The following is an 18028-nucleotide window of genomic DNA, read 5'->3' as shown; positions in this document are numbered from 1 at the left end:
AGCCCTTGCAAAGCTTATCCAGATTCATGTTGGAGAATTTATTAGAACCGATTGTTCAAAATCAGAAGAATGATAAAGGATTTACTGATTTTTTCAAAACTTATATCGGAGATATTTCCAGAAGAGATTTTCTCGAACTAAAACGAAGAGGTAAACAGCTTTCAGCTCCAATTGAACTTTTAGCCGAATATCATTCAGGAGTCATTAGTTTACTTGTGACGTGGTGGATATATCATCTTGAAGAAGATATTACGGCAGAACAGATGGATGAGTATTATTATCAAATGGTTAATGAGAAAATCATGTTGGAATAGCAAACAACTCACTTTCAAATCAATGGCTGATTTTAGAGTGAGTTGTATTTGCTTCATTTGGCTAATCATCAACATTCACATACTTTCCTCCAGCCATTGCTGCAAAGGAATATCCTCTGTCAGTTCACCGAGCAAAATATGGCTAAACTGTCCCGCTTGGTCAATAACCATTGTGGCTGGTAGGCCAGTGATACGGTACAGCTTGGATACTTTGCCCGTTGCGTCAATGATCACTGGAAAATCGAACTGATGACTTTTCATAAACTCGTTAATTGTGCCCTTGCTCTCCCCCACGTTAACAAACAGTGTCTCCACCTTATTTTGATTTTGCTGCGCTAGCTCGTGAACCAAGGGCATCTCTCTTACACATGGCGTGCACCATGATGCCCAGAAGTTAATCATCACGGCTTTGCCCCGGTAATCAGACAACTGGACTTGCTCCCCTTTGGAATTAACTGCTGTAAAATCAGGAGCCTCGACTCCTGTACGAATTGGATTGCTACTTTTCGAATCAGAGTCCGATAAATTTGTCAGCACAGCCCATATACCTGTAGCCAATGCTGCCAGTGCAATCAACATCGTAACAACCCGTCTTATTTTCGACCCTGTCTTTTTTTGTCCGTCCTGTTGTGCACTGTTCGTATCCATACTTTGCGGCTTGTTTTGCATGTTCACATCACCTTCACTTTATTCCCAGACTCTGATGAAAAGCAGCATGAAGTGAACCATACTGATTCCGAATATCTTCTACAGTACCTTCCCCGACATTACACCCCTGATTCATAAACATCACCTGATCTGCGATATCATTCGCCACTTCAAGCTGATGTGTGGAGAACACAACCATATGCCCTTGATGTTTGATACCTCTCAGCAAATGTACGAACTCCTGCATCCAGAAGGGATCTAGTCCATTGGTAGGCTCGTCCATGATCAGAAGAGCAGGCTTTGCAAGCATCGCCTGAGCAAACAATACACGCTGGCGCATCCCTTTGGAAAAGGTCGTTACCCGTTTATGTTTTTGCCCGTCAAGTCCAACCATCACTAATACTTCCTGCACCCTATCTCGGGGAAGTTTACGCAGAGATGCCCAGAATAATAAAGATTCCTCGGCCGTAAGACCTTGGCTGAACTGATAATCATCCGGCATATACCCAATCTGATTCGCATACCGCTTGCGATACTGTGACCAACGTACGTTATTCACCATAATTTCCCCTGACGTTGGACGCAGAATGCCTGCCAGCATACGTAGCAAGGTGCTTTTGCCTGCACCGTTCCCGCCGCATACGGCAAGTACCTGACCAGAACCAAGTCGGAAGGAGATATCATCTACAATTTTTTGACTTTTGATTTGTTTGTCTAAACCGTTCACGATAACTTCCGCTTCAAGCACGGGAGCGCCCCCTTTCCCATATAACGTAAACAACAAGGATCGAGCAACTCACCCATAACAAGCACATTCCAACAAATATGGCACTGCCGCTTGGCTGTTGCACCCAGGTAACCCATTGATAATACTCAGGCCCCAGTATAGAACCGCCACCGAGCTTGATCACAATAAACAGCCGTACCAATTCAGCCGGGTTCAGAAAAGTTAACACCACCAGCAACGGTTTTATCCAGAGGTACGGCATTAGCCCTAATATCGCAAGTAATAATGTAGGCCAGCCAATAACGGCGAAAAACCAGATCGATACGGAAATCGTTAAAGCTTGCCAGCGATTGCGAGACAGTGAGCCGATCAGCAATGCAACACTTAGGAATAACAGCACAAGTCCACAAGAAAACGCTAAAAACAGTAGATAGGTCAGTAGATCGATCGGATTGCCAAGCAACCCGCTAACTAGCCCCATCAGGCCGTAGCCAAATGTCACGATGAGTAGCAGCACCGCGGCTAGTCCGAGATATTTGCCTGTAATGAACGATAACGTACCGATGGGATACGTCGATAGAAGCTGCCAGCTTCCGTCTTCCTTTTCAGCAGTCAATGAGAATGAACCCAGAAAAAGCGTCATCAGCGGCAAAAGATAGAGGATAAGGTTCAGCATAGAACCTGTCGTGCCCGAGTATCCTTCTACTGGATTCTGTGCATTTAGTAGTAATAAACTTAAGCTAAATGTGCAAAAAAGAACGAGAAACGAATACGACCAGGGGTTACGAAACCCCGTTTTCAACTCTCTTTTTGTTATTTGTAACATATCAGACATCGGCTTCAGCACCCCCCATCAGCATCAGTGGTTGCCTGATCCTTCTTTCGACTCACCTTCTTGATGCATATCTTTGCTCATATCTTCACCCATATCATGCTTCGAGCCTTGATCCGTCCCGCCCTCATCGTGACCATGTCCGTGCCCGTCTCCGTCCATATTCATGTTATCCATATTCTGAGTCCAATCGTGAGAAGCAAGTTCATCCGCAGTCATAACCTTGCCTACCCCCTGCTCGGCTACGAAAGCCTCGGCAGAAGCTTTATCCTTGAAGTTAACAATGCCATACGCCATGGGTGTTCTGAGTGAAGGGTCATATACATAAGTCGCTTTATTGAATTCGATCCATTCCTTATCGTTATAATCACGCACATAGTCCATGCCAATGTTGTCTGTGCCATTTTCTTTTTTCCATTCATTCATGCAGCCAAGGTCATCGAACTTGAAGTTTTTACCGTCCTTCGTTGTAAGCTGTGTGGCAAACGCATCATCCTTCACCTGCATGTTACAGATCGCACAGATATCCACGTCCTCATTAATGGGCACAGCCGCATACTTCTGCCCACAAGCCGTTAACATCAAAGTCCCTAACAGCAACACCATTGCCAAAATCCATCGTTTATTCATTTTCTCCATACCCCCATATAGATCATCGTACTAGCAGACAAACCAAGTAAAAGTAAACTGATTATCATAACGGGACTAGACCAGGTTCCCACATTTGTTCTAGCTGTCCCGGATGTTCCCGATGTTGCTGCAACTTCAGTATGCTTTTTCACAATGCTCATCTGCGGTGACTCGTCTGTTGTCCAATTGCTTTTCCCTTCCGAGTGCAGTTCACTCAGAAAGACCATGCCCGGTGATTGAAAAAATAGCTGGTACGCTGCATTTCTGCTTATTACTTGTTCGTAGAACGGGTTGATCGCATAGGAAAGCTCGCTGATTCCATCCTGATTCAGATCCAACCCCTGAAAGGAATCCCAATAGTTTTCTTTCAAAATATTATCCTTGCTGTCCATTGTCGAGGCATCAATAACGTTGGAAACAAATCGATTTTGCGTAAATTGATTTCCCTCAGCGAGCACCATCTGGATTCCAACGAAATTACTGATTAAGCCGTTGTCATCAATTTCATTGCCTGAGGACTCAGCGATATTCATGCCCACACGATTGCCCTCTACTGTATTGCTGTGGATCTTGGACTGATGCACGTCATAGAGCAAAATACCTTGCGAATGAACATTTGAACTTTGTTTGCGAAACGTGTTGCCTGATACAACCGTATTTTTAACACCCATGATCATGGCACCTGTCATGTTACCTTCTCCTGTGTTATTCGTAACAGATGATCCATCGATATACATGCAATGAATACCGTACCTGGTTTGCATGAAACGATTATTGTTCACCGCTACGTTTCGGCTGTTCTCCACATAGATGCTATCGAGCACACCCTCAATCTGATTCCCTTCAATCCTACTGTTATGCGAATTGTAGAGATCGATCCCGTTGCCTTTTTGACTGCTGGATGCTGTGCTTGCACCTGCCCATTCAATCGTATTATTTCGTATTACAGAAGTAGCTGCATCACGCAGAAGCAAACCAGCCCCCTTGGTACGAATCTTAAGGTCGGATATTTCGTTATTGCTGCCCGTAATCTGCACAGCTGCTGCTGGTTGACGACCGTTATGTTCGATTGTAAACCCTTCCAATTTCACACCTTCCGCCTGAATGGATATCGCACTTTGTTCCTGTTCATTATGGATGGTAACCGAATCATCCCCAATTAGAGTGAGTGCTTTAGAGATGAGAACGGGGCCTTCATATCGACCAGGTTCAAGATGAATAACCGCTCCGGCATCCGCTTGGTCTATAATGGGCTGAAGTAGGACGGATTCACGATCTCCAGTGACTCCAGTAGCATTCACGGTAGTTTGAAACACTAGAAGGAGGCTCAGTCCGATCACGATCAGAGTATTCGCTGCAAGCCTACGGATATTGAATCGTTTATTACTGTTCATATTTTTGATTGTATTTTTGTTATTGTTCTTCCATCGATCTCTCACGTTCAGAATGTATAAGCCCCCAATTCTCCTGTATTTTGCATCCATATCATCACCACGTTCCTCCAGTTCCTTCTTATTGTTGTCACAGTATCGTGTGATCCCAGTCCTTCACACAGTGTATCGAAAATGATAAATTTCCCATATAGCCCCATCAGGCTATAGCTTGCTTACTTTTGTGTCCAAATTGTGATTGAATGAAAAAAAGCCGCCAAATTGGCGACTTTAGTAAGTTTCAACTTATGCAAATCGATAGGTCCAGAACCGCTCACGTCCAAAGCGTGCTTGAAGTTCTTCGTCGTTCAGCTTGCGATTACCAAGCAACTCTGCGGCTTGAAATTGCGAGCGGTGGGCACGAATCGAAGCCAGCTTTTGCGCCAGAAATTGGGAGACATCTACGGTTACATCTGGCTTGCCAATATGCTGCTCATGATTATTAGAAAAAGCTACGCAGTGAACGACAGGACGCTCTTCCAGCGGTAGACGGCTAACAACCCTGATCACCGCAGCTCCTGTCGCATCATGATCGGGGTGAACACTGTATCCAGGATAAAATGTAAAGATCAGTGATGGCTTAATCTCCTCAAGAAGAGCCATAATGCTGCCATCGAGCAATTGAGGATCTTCAAACTCTACCATTTTATCATGAAATCCGAGCATTCTTAAATCTTGAATACCAATCGCACTAGCCGCTTCAATAAGCTCATCTTTGCGGATAGATGGCAGGGTCACGCGGTTCGCGAACGGCGGAATACCCATGTTACGTCCCATCTCACCCAGCGTCAGACAAGCATATGTAACGTGTGCTCCAGAATCAATGTATTTGGCTAACGTGCCCGATACGGAGAATGCTTCGTCGTCTGGATGAGGATAAACCACCAGGATGCGTTGATGCTCATCGTGTGCATTCTTTGTCATATGTTGTTCCTCCACTTCCATTAGAACTTCTCCCGGCTCAGCTGCAGAGCCACAACCAGTTTGCCCTGGGTGTCATGGCCGGCCATAATCAATCTATCTTGTTCCTGCTCATCAATATGGGTTAGCCCTTCAGCATACACCCAGCCATCTGTCGTCTTGAGACCGACACGGTAAGGTCCCTCACCTGAAATGGAGCCCTGTGTATATCGAATGGCGGCATTGGTGATAAAAGCTGAAGCCGGATGCCGTGAACTATCGTAATGTTGAGCGTAAGCGCCCGTTGTCATCTCAAGATGCATATATACATCCTGATCAACAAGGCGATCGAGCCGAAGCTGGATATCTTGTGGTTGTATCAGTTGCATGACGGCCTCCTTGTTTCTTGTAAAGTATGAACTCCATTTTATCATATGCATCAAAGAATATACATTTAAAGCTGCTCAGTTGCATAAAATGACAGACAAAAATATGAACTTTCTTCTTTATTTTTTTCTATTTTTCAAATGGGACAAAATCGATTAGATTAATATAAGTGATCATGCACACTCAAATTTACTCCAGATCAGAAGTGTCAAAAGGAGCTACTTCCTATGAAATCAATCATTCAGTTATTGCATTTTGGCTATCATCAGGCCATGAGCTGCATTTTTCCCGTAGCCATTTTCGGTACACTGGCTCTTTCAACGATCATTCCATTTCCTTTTATCCACCGCTATGATGCCATTCTGCTTATTCTGCTTGCTGTTCAATATTTGATGTTTCGCACTGGACTGGAAACGTTGGACGAAATCAAGGTTATTTGCGTATTCCACGTAATCGGTCTCTTACTCGAAATTTACAAAGTACATATGGGATCATGGTCTTACCCGGAGCCCGCATACAGCAAAATATTTGGCGTTCCGCTTTACAGCGGATTTATGTACGCCAGTGTAGCCAGCTTCATGTGTCAGATCTGGCGAAGACTGCGTATGGATATGACCGGCTGGCCGGGCATGGTTCCCTCCATGTTACTCGGCGCAGCAATCTATCTTAATTTTTTCACCCACCACTTTATCCCGGATTTTCGCTGGTGGCTGACAGCCCTTGTCTTTGTTGTCTTCTGGAAAACGTGGATTATCTACCGGGTGCGCCATACAACCTACCGTATGCCATTGTCTCTTGCTTTCATTATCGTAGGTTTCTTTATCTGGCTGGCAGAAAATATCGCTACCTTCTTCAATGGCTGGAAATATCCGGATCAACATGAGAGCTGGCAACTGGTGAGCTTCAGCAAGATCAGTTCATGGTTTCTACTGGTTATTATCAGTGTAATCATCGTCGCTCAGCTCAAACACGTGAAAGCCAATCGCACAGCAAAATAATTTAAAGAAGAACATGTCCGGATCACATTGACGCTGACCTTTTCCCCAGCGTCAATGATCCGCTATCGTTTACCATTTCATTTTGTTTGCTGCCCACTTGTTTTCCCTCTTCATCATATATTTTAATGGTATAGGGTGTACCCTCCGATGAAGGCAGCATCACAAACCAGATATACTCTTCCATATCTGTTCTGATCAACTTGGCTTCAGTAATGGACATGGAGCCGTTCTGTTCTGTTTCAGCAGTTACACGCTGGATACCCGGATGCTCGATTGTACCAAACACCATTGGAAAAGGAGCGTCTATCCCTTCAAGCTTCGGTAAGTTCATATAATACAATGCATACTCAGACGGATCCACATCTCCTATTCCATAACCTCCGCCCCATACCCACTTCCACCCAAAACTATTTTTTCGCACGTACTCCAGCTGCATATTACTTGATGCTTCACTGTTCGTTCTCTGCGTAAACACGATCATGCCGTCGTCCACAGGCTCCTGATGAACTAAACGGACATTAGGACTCGACGCTCTGAATTGTTGAACTGCATCCTCTGGCGTACTGCCGATCGGAATCGACATGGTTTCGTCCAGCCCCATAGCTTTGGACAATGTCTGATCCGCCAGACCACCCGGTTTTTCTTTTAAATACATATATGTGTATACGGATATCACTGAGAGTACTAAGAGCGCTATCGTTGCGACTATAATCTTGAGAGTCATTCCTTTTCCTTTACTCATGTTCGAGCCTCCTTCTTGAAAACAGATAAATTAACAATATAACATATAAACCCATCTAATATTACCAAAATTATCATAATCGTTTTTTCGCTTCTTATAAGATATAGCAAAAAAGCCGCCATATGGCGGCTCCATCTTATTAACGACTCATATTCTAGTCATGGCTTACACGTGCTTTAGTGCCCCAGTCTTCATAAACTGTGCCTGAATTAATATTCTCCAAGGAATATCACTTCAGTTTCTAATTCCACCTGGAACGTGTCCCACACCTTTTTCTGAATAAACTGAATCAGATCCTCATAATCCTTGGCAGTGGCGTGATCCACATTCACGATAAATCCAGCATGTTTAGTCGAGATTTCAGCCCCACCGATGCGAGTGCCTTGCAATTGACAATCCTGAATTAGTTTACCGGCAAAATGTCCTTCTGGACGTTTGAACACACTTCCGCAAGAAGGGTATTCCAATGGCTGTTTCGATTCTCTCAGGAACGTTAATTCCTTCATCTTGCTAGAGATCTCCTCCTGATCCCCTTCGTTAAGCGTAAACTCGGCATCTAAAATAATATAATGATCCATCTTGAAAAGACTGTTGCGGTAACTCAGCTTCATCTCTTCACGAGGGATAACAACAACGTTGCCTTCACGGGTAATGACCGTCGCCTTTTCAATGACATCCGCGATCTGACCGCCGTAAGCGCCAGCGTTCATGTAAAGAGCGCCTCCTGTACTGCCAGGAATGCCACAGGCGAATTCCATACCCTTCAGGCTATGTGCCAAAGCGGCTCTGGATACGTCAATAATATCGGAGCCGCTCTGTGCCATGATACGTGTTCCACTGACTTCGATCTGATCGAAGCGGCTAAGCGAAATCGTGACTCCCCGGATGCCTCCGTCCTTAATAATAACGTTGGAGCCTTTACCAATAACGGTCAGCGGCAGCTGATGGCTGTTCGCAATTTCAACCACTTTGGTAATCTCCTCCACCGTCGTTGGATGCACGAGAATATCGGCCTTGCCTCCAATTTGGATAAACGTATGATTTTTTAGCGGTTCATTAAATTTTACTTTTTCGTTAGGTATGTGACTTTCAAAAATATTCATGATTTTCTCTCCCTGCGTTCTTCAAAAAGAACATGATTCCTACATTGTAAATCGAAACACACTCCAATGACAATCTATATAAGTTGAACCAAAGAATTTACACTATCCACTCCGATGACAGAATAACCTTCCAATCGCTGTTATCCCCAGATTTTTTTGATTCCCTTTTCCAAAGGAAAAAATCCGCTGATAAAGGCGACCGCTTTGCTTTTTCAGGTTTTTTCTGTCCTCTTCGTTCATGTGTAAATAAATAGTTCAACTTATATTTCCTTATATTTCCCTTTACAGGCCGATGAAATTCAACCGTATACTATCATGATATTCGCCTGTTTACTGAATAGATACTTGAATACAAGTTAAATTATACATGAACAACCATTTTCAGATTGTACGGCATCAAAAAAAGCAATAGCGCTGCGGATTTATCACCCGCAGCGCTTGAACATTCTAACACATATTCTTAAACTTCTCTATCTTCTGAATAGAAGTCCGCTTCATCCACGATCGTTATCCGGAATATCCGTCTTTGTCAATTCAGCAGATAACGCCCATAAGCGCTCCGCCTGTTCTGCATCAATCGCATATGGCTTCACGCCGTAAAAACCGCCATCTTCGGGAGCCATCTCACTGATATTGCAATCTTCACAGTACACACCGCCCATGCCTTCAAGCTTGGGAGAAGTCGCAGCCCACACCTGGGTTGCTGCACCCTGCTCCGGTGATTTGAACCCCGGATTAGCCACGTTGCCGGATTCATCAATCCAACCGAGAGCAACCATCTCATCTTTGGGCATATAACGCTGTAATGGAGTCATGATTCCACCCGGATGTACAGCAAATGCACGAACTCCATGCTGCTTGCCAAGTCTGTCGAGTTCTACCGTGAATAAGCTGATCGCTGTTTTGGACTGACCGTATGCCGGAAACTTCTCGTATCCCTGTTCAAAATGAATATCATGCCAGCGGATTGGGGAGAAATGATGTCCTGCAGAGGAAAGCGAAACGACACGGGCTCCACCTTCACTGACCAGCGCAGGCCACAATTGATTGGTTAGCGCGAAATGTCCCAGATGGTTCGTAGCAAACTGTGCTTCCCATCCCGGACCAATCCGGGTCTCTGGACAGGCCATGATACCTGCATTCAGGATTAACATGTCAATACTGCGTGCACTTGCAAGAAAACGTTCCGCAAATGCAGCAACACTGGACAAGTCAGCCAAATCAAGCTCGTCCACTTCCACGTTCTCAAGATCAGCCAGAGCTTCACGGGCAACATCTGGTCTGCGCGCAGTCACAACAACGTGTGCTCCCGCTCGAATCAATGCACGTGTTGTTTCCAATCCCAGACCGGAATATCCGCCTGTCACTAAAGCGAGATGCCCTGACAGATCCAGTCCGTTTAATACCTCATCCGCTGTACTACTCTTGTCAAAACCTGAATGTATGTTATGCTGAACTGTTCTTGTCTCTTTGTTTATGTTCATCTGACTCAGCTCCTTCATATTTGCACTTGTAACTGCTTATAGTATTTATCCCTATTAGGACTTCTATAATCAGTCTACACCCTAGAGTAAACTCGAAGTCAAATCATGCCCCTTAAAACGTCTATCCTGAAAATTCACCATTGATCTTCATTCGCCATCAGGATGAACAAAAAAGCCGCCATTCGGCGGCTTTATCCATATACATATATTTAAATGTACTGAAACATTTAACCATTTCTATTTCTTTATTTCAGACGAATGTGGAAAACATCTCCGGCGTTACCTCCAAATACGATAAAGCCTTTCTTCGGAAGTTTCGTGGACTGTTCACCAGTCGCGATAGAGAACTGTAGCGCCTGACCTTGATCATCATAAACCGCATAACCGCCGTGCTTAGGAGAATCCACCGTTATCGTTTTTTCAGCTGATTTTCCGTCAATCGCATACCATCGAGCTTGACCGTTAGCTGGTATAGTCGCAATTCCTGATTTCCCACTGAAAATAGGCCGAATCGCCTTTTCCGAGATGTACTGCTGTCCGTTCTGCGTGAGAATCTCAGCATCTTTTTTCATCATTAATTCCAAGTCGAATGCATCTCGGCCATTCATGACTGGAATCTCCGCAACATTAACGGCATAATTGGCATCCTTGATTTGCGTCCCATTTACATAGCCATGCTCTGCGTTGACCTTAAAATTTTTAATAAGCTGTGATGGAACCAGGTAGAAGAGCGATGTGATTTTTTCGTCCAGCGCAAAATAGTTCACACCGTTCCGTGCAGCCCACTTCTCTTGGGTAACTGCATCCAGCTTGTTAGGCTCCAGCTTTTGATAATCGTACGTGCTCATGCCCATCTGTCCCAGTCCCGGCAAGCTAAGATATCCTTGGACTTTAACATAGGTCTTGGCATTCCGCTCCTTTACAAAACTCACCTTCACGCTTCCGTCCTTGCCGGTAAAATACCCGTCACCTGTATACACATACTTTTGTTCAGCAATTAGTCCGCCCAGCATAGCTGGTAAGGTGAATGCTCCGTCTTGAATATTAATCTCCGTTGTTGCACCAACGGTTCCATACAAACCGGAGTAATCTTTCAACTCAGCAGGCATCTCGGTCTGGACTGGGACAGAGAAGGTGCGATCCGGTTTAATGTTGTCAATAATGCCCTGTTCCTTCAGTACTTCCAGCAACACTTTAGAGGCAAACATCTGGTCAAAAACAGAAGATCCACCTGAAGATAACACAGCCATGGATATGCCGTGCTCTGGAATCGTAATTAATGAAGCGTGATACATGATCGTATCGCCGCCCTTGGTCAGTGCTTTAATGCCATACTCACTGAATGGAGCAAGTTCTACTGCATCCCAGCCGAGTCCGTAGTTGAACGAATTGATTTCGTCAGACACCCATATGCCTTTGCGATATTCTGGACTTTGCATCGCTTTAGCCGAAGCCTTGGATAGAAGATCCGGGCGGTTACCCATCAATACCTCAGCAAATTGCGTTAACTCCTCAGCCGTTGAATAAATGCCACCCGTACCGATGATATTGGCATTTTCAACAGGCATCTTTGATTTAAAAGTTGGCCAATAGGTTCCAGCTAATTTGTCTCTATTGAAAGAATCCAGTGGTGTCTTCGTAGAACCAAGTTGCAACGGCTTGCTGATAGACTGTTCCACATATTTACTGTAACTTTGCCCACTCACGCGCTCAACTAGAATCTCCAGCAATTGAAAGCCATCATTGCAATAAACGGAGTATTCCCCGGGTTTAGACTTGAGACGTTCGGCCTGAAGTTTGATCAGCAGTTCATCATGATTGCGTGTGTCGTTATCATCAAAAAGAATGCTGTTTCCATACTGCGAACCGTACAACCCGGATGAATGATTCATTAACATACGCGGTGTGATTTCTTTATAGCGGGGGTCTGCCATTTTGAAATCGGTAATATACGTAGTAAGTGGCTGGTCCAGGTCAACCTCACCAGAATCGACCAACATCATGACCGCAGTTGTCACCACCATTTTGCTTACGGAGCCTATACCGTACATGGTATCTTTGTCAACGGCTTTCTGGCTCGCCTTATCATGAAATCCAGCACCGTCAGATAAAATCATTTCACCTTTGTCCATAATCGCATATTGCATACTTGTGACGCCATAATTCTGAACCAGCATGTCAGCGAGTTGTTTAGCTTTCGCTTGGGTTGTCTGCTTTTCTGTCGCCTCAGCTTTAACATCTGCTACAGGCATGATGACAAGCATAAACGCACATAAAACCGTAATTATCCTTTTCATTCAGATTTCCTCCTTCAGATCGATATACTTGAATGAACTCATCATACCTGGCAAAGACGTGGCCTGCGGAAAAGAACCCCGAATGGAAAAAAACAACCCCTGAACGACAGTTCAGACGTTGTTTGTGTTGTAAGGAAGAACGACCATATTGTTAAAAGACCCTTGTCCTTGCTCAATGGTCATATGTCCTCCATATTTGCTACATATTCTGGATATATTGGTCAGGCCAAAACCATGAAATTCTGAATCCGTTTTGTCACTTTTCAGATCCGGGGCCGGTTGGGCGGTATGGTTCATAATCTGGATTACCAGAGCAGAAGCTGTAGAATGAATAGATACTACGATATAACGATCCTCGGCGACCCGTACTTTCTTGGATGCTTCAACAGCATTGTCTAGAATATTTCCGAGGACCACGCACAAATCATAACGCTCAATGCCTATGTGCTGAGAATGGAGATTGATGCGCGTATCGATTCGAATGCCGTTTGCCTGCCCGACGGTTAGCGTATTTGTAACGAGAGCATCAATGACCAGATTACCGCTATTCACACGTTGGTACGCATGCTCAATGGTGTTCATTGTAACATGCATATGCTCTGTTGCTGCCGCAAGTTCGTTACGTTTCACACACTCTTCGATATATAGAAACTGCTGATTGATATCGTGGATAATACTTTTAATGCTTTTGAAACTATGCACGGTCTTCTCGTAGTTGGCATCCTGGTAATCCATCTGCCGCTGCAATTGTTCATTTTCATGAGCGAGATGCGCCTTCTCCACGATATTATCAAACACATACACAATAAATACGTTTAGAAAAAGGGAGCCCAGCACCGAAAAAATATAAAAGATATTTTTTTCGCTATATATTGAAATGACATTGATCTGGTACACCGTAATCGCAGTAACGATCAAAAATAAAAGATAAGACCTATGGTGCACCCGGAAGCTCCTGCGTTTGGCAATGAGATGAACAATGGGGATCACAACAAACATAATGCTGCATCCTAGCAGCAGAACTTTGGAGAACAACCATATCGCTTCCGGGCCATAGACAGGCACTTTCAGGTAGTCGATGCCGTCAATCACACTAAAAACATAAACTGAAATGATATTTACCGTGGTTAACAGCGCTGCATACATAACCGTAAACATAATCTTCAGTTTTAATTCTACCCGGTAGGATTGTGCCAGAGTGAAGATAAAAATCAATGCAAGCAAGGTCGAAAGAAAAGAAGGTAATCGCGTAGCCAAATAAAAGAAATTGAGCAGGACAAACACAACAAAATAAATCGTTCTGCGAGGTTTACGTCTGGATTTTCCCAGCACAGCATCAAAGTAATAATTGGCTTGAAAGGTCATGAGCAGGGTCAACAAAATGACGGGTACTAGATGCAAAATATTCATTTTATTGAACCCTCATGATCATATATTTGGTATACGTATCCTTGACTTCTTTGATTTTGGAACGACCTATCGGCAGAGAGGTTCCATCCAGCATCGTGACTTGTGCCCCCGTGAACTTGTGTACATGCATTAGATTAATAAGCACGGATCGGTGAATTTGCATAAAACCATGCTCTGTCAGCGTTGCAGCATAAGCCGATAGAATACCTTTCGTTTCATAAGAGTTATCACGAGTAATTACCTTTAGTTTGTTTTTAACCGTGAGGCTTTTGATTACCTCAATCCATAAAATATCTTCATATTTCAACATCAAATCATCGTAATCTGATTTAATCACCAGATACTTTTTATCCATAGCTTGATAATAATGATGCAGTTTGACCAGCTTCTCTTCCAGCACAGCCTCTTGAATCGGTTTGATCAAATATTGGAACGTCATCACATCGAAACTTTGAACCATATACTCGGGATAACTGGTCAAAAACATGATCTGCACATCCATGATCTTGAGTTTTCTGATTTCCTGTGCCGTCTGTATGCCATTCAACCCACCCATCTCTACATCCAGAATAAGCAGGTGAAACGTCTCTCTCTGATCCTTATAATGAGTCAGGAGTTGTTCTCCTGAACTGAACATGGTGATATGAAACTCGATATTGGTTTTGAGCGAGAACGCTGTCAGCATATGTCTCATCAATTCTCGTTGCTGCTCGTCGTCGTCACATATCGCTACCTGATACATTTCATCCCGCCTTTCTCGAACACAAACCGTTTTTATTCATTCTAATATTACTATCTTATCACGCTCAGATCGTTAAGAATGGATTGAAAAGCATTTACACTACCCTGAAATGCAGGCAAATGTAAAAAGAACAACACCGTGATGATGTGTCCTTGTTCCATCCTTTGGTTGTTTTTTGATCTTTCCACTTCCTTGGTTGTAAGCACCACCTTACTCTTGAACAAAAAAAAAACGACTGACCAGGAGTGGTCAGTCTTGTTAATACCGCTAATATAGGATGAGTATATAAGTTCTTCAACCACAGCTATTCGATGAGTGCGGCCTTAATCAATGCATTTACCCTTGAGTTATAGAGCAATCCGATATGAGTTACCAGACTAACGGAAATATTGTTTGCCCCGTCCAGTCTGGATAAAAGAGGCGAAACAATGGTGTCGCTGGTGGAGTAGATTGAGGTAACTTTAATGCCGCTTGGTGCGCTGTTCGTTGTCAACCGATTCGCCCCACCCAGCGTAATCAATTTATCCACCTTATCTATGCCACCGCGATTCAATATATAGTACAGGCTGTTAGCTCCACCCATGCTATGTGCAACGATATGAACTTTGGAATGCCCCGTTTGGCGAAGAACATCGTCCACAAATCGGCTTATCGCCGCAGAATTCAACAATTGATTCCCTGCTTTGCTCGGGAGATCAATGGCAAATAGCTCATTATTCGACCATCCTTCACCGCGCAGATACCTTTCAATTAAGGCAAAATTACTGTCCGAGCCTGTCAATCCATGAACAAAAACAATGGGTGTCCGCGCAGTGGCAGCAGAAGCTGTCGTACTCTGCCCAATTCCTGGTAAAGCAAAAGCAAAAATCGCACTCATCAAAACAATTAGCAGTGGTCTTAACCTTCTCAATCAGATCATCCTCCTGTAAATGGAATATCCACATTTTACAATTTAAAAATTGTAAAATAAATGGTATTTTAGTCTCATTTAACCAATGGAGTATGATGTTTACTGCTAATTATTTTGTCGAAATACAGAGGTTCTCCTCTTTCAGCCTGGCTCATCGTACGACTCGGAGCACGAGAAAACTATCCCTCTACAATATCCGCATGCAGCTGCGATGCCGCTTCCATCATAACCGGAACAATCGCTTCATTCGAAATAGCAACGTACAACTCCCCCATATACAATCGGAATGGGTATTGTTGTCCTTCATGCTCCCACATAAAAAAGTCACCCTCAATGGTCATCGTGCTCTCCGCGCCAACGATATTTAGCACTGTGGAGTAAGTAAACTCCGGCTTGGTAGCAAAATATGTGCTGCACTCCTCCAAAGAAATATGTTGTTCCGGATTGTTTTCCTGCATCGATCTCGTTATTTTAAAACGCTGGTTCATCTCGTTATGCCTCCAACTTCAAATTATTTGTTTTTTCTTCATATCATAGAAAGGTATTTTCTCATTTCGTTCTTAATGTGTCAAAACATACGTTCAAAATTGCTTTAATACTCCATCTAACTTTCCTAATTTGGCTAGTCCTGAGCGCTCGTCCATGCGAATGTGACCTCATTGAATATAGTATTCTATCTGAATGTGAAGGAGGAATATCACATGACCCAATTACTTGATGCAAGGGTGTCATTGAATGCAGCTACATTTAATTCCATTGCCATTCCTATTCCTGTCATCAATACACCTACATTATTTGCACAAATCGGGTTACTAACTGCTGGGGCAGGTCTTAATCCAAGAGTTTCTATGAAAGGAACGATTACAGTTCAGCTTCCACTCGCTCTCTTCCAAGTCCGAATTACGATTGTCCGTGGCACGGTTGCGACAGATCCTCTCATATATTCAGCCAATCACACGTATGGTCTGAACGGATTGCTTGTACCTGAAGTCATCATTTTTTCCGCCAATGATTATAATCCGCCTGTAACTCCGCAAATCACCTACACCGCTTTTATCAGTACCAATCTGCTTGGTACGGTCCGGGTAGGTCCTGAAAGCTTCGACGGATTTATCGTTTCGGATTAACGTTTAAGATTAAGGTCTCGTATGTAATGCTTAGCGCCCCCAAACGTGTAATCTACATCTGCATTGTAGATTACACGTTTGGGGCTTTTATATGTCCAGCTAATTTCCGAAATAAACATCCAGCTTACCTGTCGGAGGTGTAGTAGCCATCCACACGGCAGCCAGGTTATCCGGAGCATATGTAGCTGCTGTAATATAGTCACCGATTAGAACGGTTGGCACTGGGGAGACACCATTCGGATTAAAGGAGGTCGTTGTTAGCCGGCGATTACTGAAGCTTGCTCCGCCATCAAAGGACTCGGCAACAAAAACATCAAGCAGGAACCCGTCAATTTGATTGGAGTAATAGATTACCCGAATGGTTCCAGCAAATGGAGACACCGTGATGGCAGGAAAAAAGTTCTGTGTACCTGGCGGTGCGCTAGTAATGCTTATTGGATCTGACCAAAGAAGTCCATCGGGAGATTCACAAAGCAAAACATCGGTATACCCCGCGCGAGCGTCATTCCATACGGCATAAACGGTACCGCTGTTCGGTCCAATGGATATGTCTGCTGCCAAACTCAGATTGGTCTGCACTCGAAAATTATAGTTCGGAACAGGGAGCGGCGATGGCGCCGGCACAACGGAAGATATGAACGTAGACTGCCGTTCTATGGGCGGTTGATAATTGATTCCCCCATCATACGATATGCGTAGCAATGCCGAAGGGCTGGCTGGCCCTGTAATGATATAACCTGCATAGACTTCACCGGAGAAGCCAACGGCCAAAGCTGCCCGGTCATGGATTCCACGAGGACTCGATTGTCGATCCGGGGGTTCCCACGAGATTCCTTGATCAACAGATCTTTGAGTAAAAATAGCAGAAGAAGTTGTTGCAAGCGGTGTATAACCTACATACGCATGGCCTCGATATGGACTGCCAGGAGAGCGATCTACAGCAATGAAAGGTTCATCATTATGCACGATTGTTCCAAATCCTAATTGTACAATGACAGGCGGCTGCCAAGTTGCACCGTCATCAAATGAAGTATAACTTACAATGGTCCCGTCATTAATCCCGTTAAACACATGCACCGTGACGATAAAAGTGCTCGGAAACGTATAGTCGATGGTTGGTGCTTCCGCCCCCGAATAGCCTGCGGGTTGCGGAAGCACCGTTGTGGACCATGTCGTTCCACCGTCGATGGAGCGATAAAATCCTGTTAACGTTGGTCCCGTACTGGTATCTACAGCAACAACACACATAATATTAGGATTTAAAATATTTACTGCAATAGAGGGTTCAAACTGATTTCCCGCCAAAGCACCAGTAATATTTACAACGGCCATTCTCTTCACCTCTTT

General features: G+C 44.1%; 19 protein-coding genes. 3 read left to right on the top strand and 16 right to left on the bottom strand.

From position 1 onward, the window contains the following. Nucleotides 1-26 precede the first annotated feature (26 nt). Complete coding sequence (locus MHI38_RS01350; RefSeq protein ID WP_339838904.1) at nucleotides 27-314, top strand: hypothetical protein; 288 nt, start codon at nucleotides 27-29, stop codon at nucleotides 312-314. 75 nt (nucleotides 315-389) lie between these two features. Here MHI38_RS01350 and MHI38_RS01345 read toward each other — a convergent pair whose 3' ends face one another. The 7 genes from MHI38_RS01345 to MHI38_RS01315 all read right to left on the bottom strand — a co-directional run bounded on the left by MHI38_RS01345 (nucleotide 390) and on the right by MHI38_RS01315 (nucleotide 5870). Next, on the bottom strand, nucleotides 390-983 hold the full coding sequence (locus MHI38_RS01345) for a redoxin domain-containing protein (RefSeq protein ID WP_308721847.1): 594 nt from the start codon (nucleotides 981-983) through the stop codon (nucleotides 390-392). A 13-nt stretch (nucleotides 984-996) separates the two neighbouring features. Then, complete coding sequence (gene ccmA, locus MHI38_RS01340) at nucleotides 997-1710, bottom strand: heme ABC exporter ATP-binding protein CcmA (RefSeq protein ID WP_341180853.1); 714 nt, start codon at nucleotides 1708-1710, stop codon at nucleotides 997-999. Then, nucleotides 1703-2524 carry an ABC transporter permease gene (locus MHI38_RS01335; protein ID WP_154958632.1) on the bottom strand — a complete coding sequence of 274 codons (822 nt, stop codon included), beginning with the start codon at nucleotides 2522-2524 and terminating at the stop codon, nucleotides 1703-1705. Before MHI38_RS01335 ends, ccmA begins: the two co-directional genes overlap by 8 nt. Before the next feature lie 24 nt (nucleotides 2525-2548). Next, entirely contained in the window at nucleotides 2549-3151 is a 603-nt protein-coding gene (locus MHI38_RS01330; protein WP_244159196.1) for a nitrous oxide reductase accessory protein NosL, read from the bottom strand. Then, entirely contained in the window at nucleotides 3148-4545 is a 1398-nt protein-coding gene (locus MHI38_RS01325) for a right-handed parallel beta-helix repeat-containing protein (protein WP_341180852.1), read from the bottom strand. Before MHI38_RS01325 ends, MHI38_RS01330 begins: the two co-directional genes overlap by 4 nt. 282 nt (nucleotides 4546-4827) lie before the next feature. Further along, complete coding sequence (gene bshB2 / locus MHI38_RS01320; RefSeq protein ID WP_154889229.1) at nucleotides 4828-5505, bottom strand: bacillithiol biosynthesis deacetylase BshB2; 678 nt, start codon at nucleotides 5503-5505, stop codon at nucleotides 4828-4830. 20 nt (nucleotides 5506-5525) lie between these two features. Then, nucleotides 5526-5870, bottom strand: coding sequence for a YojF family protein (locus MHI38_RS01315; protein ID WP_090915805.1), 345 nt, complete (start codon nucleotides 5868-5870; stop codon nucleotides 5526-5528). 225 nt (nucleotides 5871-6095) lie between these two features. Here MHI38_RS01315 and MHI38_RS01310 point away from each other — a divergent pair, with 225 nt between their 5' ends. Beyond that, nucleotides 6096-6866 carry a DUF817 domain-containing protein gene (locus tag MHI38_RS01310; protein ID WP_154889231.1) on the top strand — a complete coding sequence of 257 codons (771 nt, stop codon included), beginning with the start codon at nucleotides 6096-6098 and terminating at the stop codon, nucleotides 6864-6866. Nucleotides 6867-6888: 22 nt separating this feature from the next. On the opposite strand, the gene MHI38_RS01305 is transcribed toward MHI38_RS01310, so the two are convergent. The 8 genes from MHI38_RS01305 to MHI38_RS01270 all read right to left on the bottom strand — a co-directional run bounded on the left by MHI38_RS01305 (nucleotide 6889) and on the right by MHI38_RS01270 (nucleotide 16042). After that, complete coding sequence (locus MHI38_RS01305) at nucleotides 6889-7608, bottom strand: hypothetical protein (RefSeq protein ID WP_341180851.1); 720 nt, start codon at nucleotides 7606-7608, stop codon at nucleotides 6889-6891. Nucleotides 7609-7817: 209 nt separating this feature from the next. After that, entirely contained in the window at nucleotides 7818-8711 is an 894-nt protein-coding gene (gene murB / locus MHI38_RS01300) for a UDP-N-acetylmuramate dehydrogenase (RefSeq protein WP_154889235.1), read from the bottom strand. Nucleotides 8712-9205: 494 nt separating this feature from the next. Continuing rightward, a complete protein-coding gene (locus MHI38_RS01295) occupies nucleotides 9206-10195 on the bottom strand; it encodes an SDR family NAD(P)-dependent oxidoreductase (protein WP_154889237.1) in 990 nt (329 codons plus the stop codon). Between the two features lie 245 nt (nucleotides 10196-10440). Further along, the gene (locus MHI38_RS01290) at nucleotides 10441-12492 is read right to left on the bottom strand and encodes a serine hydrolase domain-containing protein (RefSeq protein WP_339838879.1); all 2052 of its coding nucleotides are present in this window, start codon (nucleotides 12490-12492) and stop codon (nucleotides 10441-10443) included. Nucleotides 12493-12603: 111 nt separating this feature from the next. Continuing rightward, a complete protein-coding gene (locus tag MHI38_RS01285) occupies nucleotides 12604-13902 on the bottom strand; it encodes a GHKL domain-containing protein (protein WP_154889241.1) in 1299 nt (432 codons plus the stop codon). Nucleotide 13903: 1 nt separating this feature from the next. After that, complete coding sequence (locus MHI38_RS01280; protein ID WP_341180850.1) at nucleotides 13904-14644, bottom strand: LytR/AlgR family response regulator transcription factor; 741 nt, start codon at nucleotides 14642-14644, stop codon at nucleotides 13904-13906. 304 nt (nucleotides 14645-14948) lie between these two features. Beyond that, the gene (locus tag MHI38_RS01275; protein WP_090916475.1) at nucleotides 14949-15521 is read right to left on the bottom strand and encodes an esterase/lipase family protein; all 573 of its coding nucleotides are present in this window, start codon (nucleotides 15519-15521) and stop codon (nucleotides 14949-14951) included. A 212-nt stretch (nucleotides 15522-15733) separates the two neighbouring features. Next, nucleotides 15734-16042: a hypothetical protein gene (locus tag MHI38_RS01270; protein WP_090915790.1), complete on the bottom strand. Its 309-nt coding sequence runs from the start codon at nucleotides 16040-16042 to the stop codon at nucleotides 15734-15736. Between the two features lie 213 nt (nucleotides 16043-16255). On the opposite strand from MHI38_RS01270, the gene MHI38_RS01265 reads away from it, so the two are divergent. After that, complete coding sequence (locus MHI38_RS01265) at nucleotides 16256-16681, top strand: hypothetical protein (RefSeq protein ID WP_221788688.1); 426 nt, start codon at nucleotides 16256-16258, stop codon at nucleotides 16679-16681. Nucleotides 16682-16780: 99 nt separating this feature from the next. Here the strand turns inward: MHI38_RS01265 and MHI38_RS01260 are convergent, their stop codons facing one another. Continuing rightward, complete coding sequence (locus tag MHI38_RS01260; RefSeq protein WP_221788687.1) at nucleotides 16781-18013, bottom strand: sialidase family protein; 1233 nt, start codon at nucleotides 18011-18013, stop codon at nucleotides 16781-16783. Between the last annotated feature and the right edge of the window lie 15 nt (nucleotides 18014-18028).

This window comes from Paenibacillus sp. FSL K6-1558, from assembly GCF_038002565.1.
GTDB lineage: Bacteria > Bacillota > Bacilli > Paenibacillales > Paenibacillaceae > Paenibacillus > Paenibacillus polysaccharolyticus.
Note: the sequence above shows the minus strand (reverse complement) of the source record. Positions and strands in the feature narration are given on the sequence as shown.

Excerpts from the sequence above, each read along its gene's own strand:
- MHI38_RS01270 (WP_090915790.1), bottom strand. The coding sequence starts at position 16,042 with ATGAACCAGCGTTTTAAAATAACGAGATCGATGCAGGAAAACAATCCG.
- MHI38_RS01330 (WP_244159196.1), bottom strand. The coding sequence starts at position 3,151 with ATGAATAAACGATGGATTTTGGCAATGGTGTTGCTGTTAGGGACTTTG.
- MHI38_RS01310 (WP_154889231.1), top strand. The coding sequence starts at position 6,096 with ATGAAATCAATCATTCAGTTATTGCATTTTGGCTATCATCAGGCCATG.
- murB (WP_154889235.1), bottom strand. The coding sequence starts at position 8,711 with ATGAATATTTTTGAAAGTCACATACCTAACGAAAAAGTAAAATTTAAT.
- MHI38_RS01325 (WP_341180852.1), bottom strand. The coding sequence starts at position 4,545 with ATGAACAGTAATAAACGATTCAATATCCGTAGGCTTGCAGCGAATACT.
- MHI38_RS01305 (WP_341180851.1), bottom strand. The coding sequence starts at position 7,608 with ATGAGTAAAGGAAAAGGAATGACTCTCAAGATTATAGTCGCAACGATA.
- MHI38_RS01275 (WP_090916475.1), bottom strand. The coding sequence starts at position 15,521 with ATGAGTGCGATTTTTGCTTTTGCTTTACCAGGAATTGGGCAGAGTACG.
- MHI38_RS01265 (WP_221788688.1), top strand. The coding sequence starts at position 16,256 with ATGACCCAATTACTTGATGCAAGGGTGTCATTGAATGCAGCTACATTT.
- MHI38_RS01290 (WP_339838879.1), bottom strand. The coding sequence starts at position 12,492 with ATGAAAAGGATAATTACGGTTTTATGTGCGTTTATGCTTGTCATCATG.
- MHI38_RS01260 (WP_221788687.1), bottom strand. The coding sequence starts at position 18,013 with ATGGCCGTTGTAAATATTACTGGTGCTTTGGCGGGAAATCAGTTTGAA.
- MHI38_RS01350 (WP_339838904.1), top strand. The coding sequence starts at position 27 with ATGTTGGAGAATTTATTAGAACCGATTGTTCAAAATCAGAAGAATGAT.
- MHI38_RS01335 (WP_154958632.1), bottom strand. The coding sequence starts at position 2,524 with ATGTCTGATATGTTACAAATAACAAAAAGAGAGTTGAAAACGGGGTTT.
- bshB2 (WP_154889229.1), bottom strand. The coding sequence starts at position 5,505 with ATGACAAAGAATGCACACGATGAGCATCAACGCATCCTGGTGGTTTAT.
- MHI38_RS01315 (WP_090915805.1), bottom strand. The coding sequence starts at position 5,870 with ATGCAACTGATACAACCACAAGATATCCAGCTTCGGCTCGATCGCCTT.
- MHI38_RS01295 (WP_154889237.1), bottom strand. The coding sequence starts at position 10,195 with ATGAACATAAACAAAGAGACAAGAACAGTTCAGCATAACATACATTCA.
- MHI38_RS01345 (WP_308721847.1), bottom strand. The coding sequence starts at position 983 with ATGCAAAACAAGCCGCAAAGTATGGATACGAACAGTGCACAACAGGAC.
- MHI38_RS01280 (WP_341180850.1), bottom strand. The coding sequence starts at position 14,644 with ATGTATCAGGTAGCGATATGTGACGACGACGAGCAGCAACGAGAATTG.
- MHI38_RS01285 (WP_154889241.1), bottom strand. The coding sequence starts at position 13,902 with ATGAATATTTTGCATCTAGTACCCGTCATTTTGTTGACCCTGCTCATG.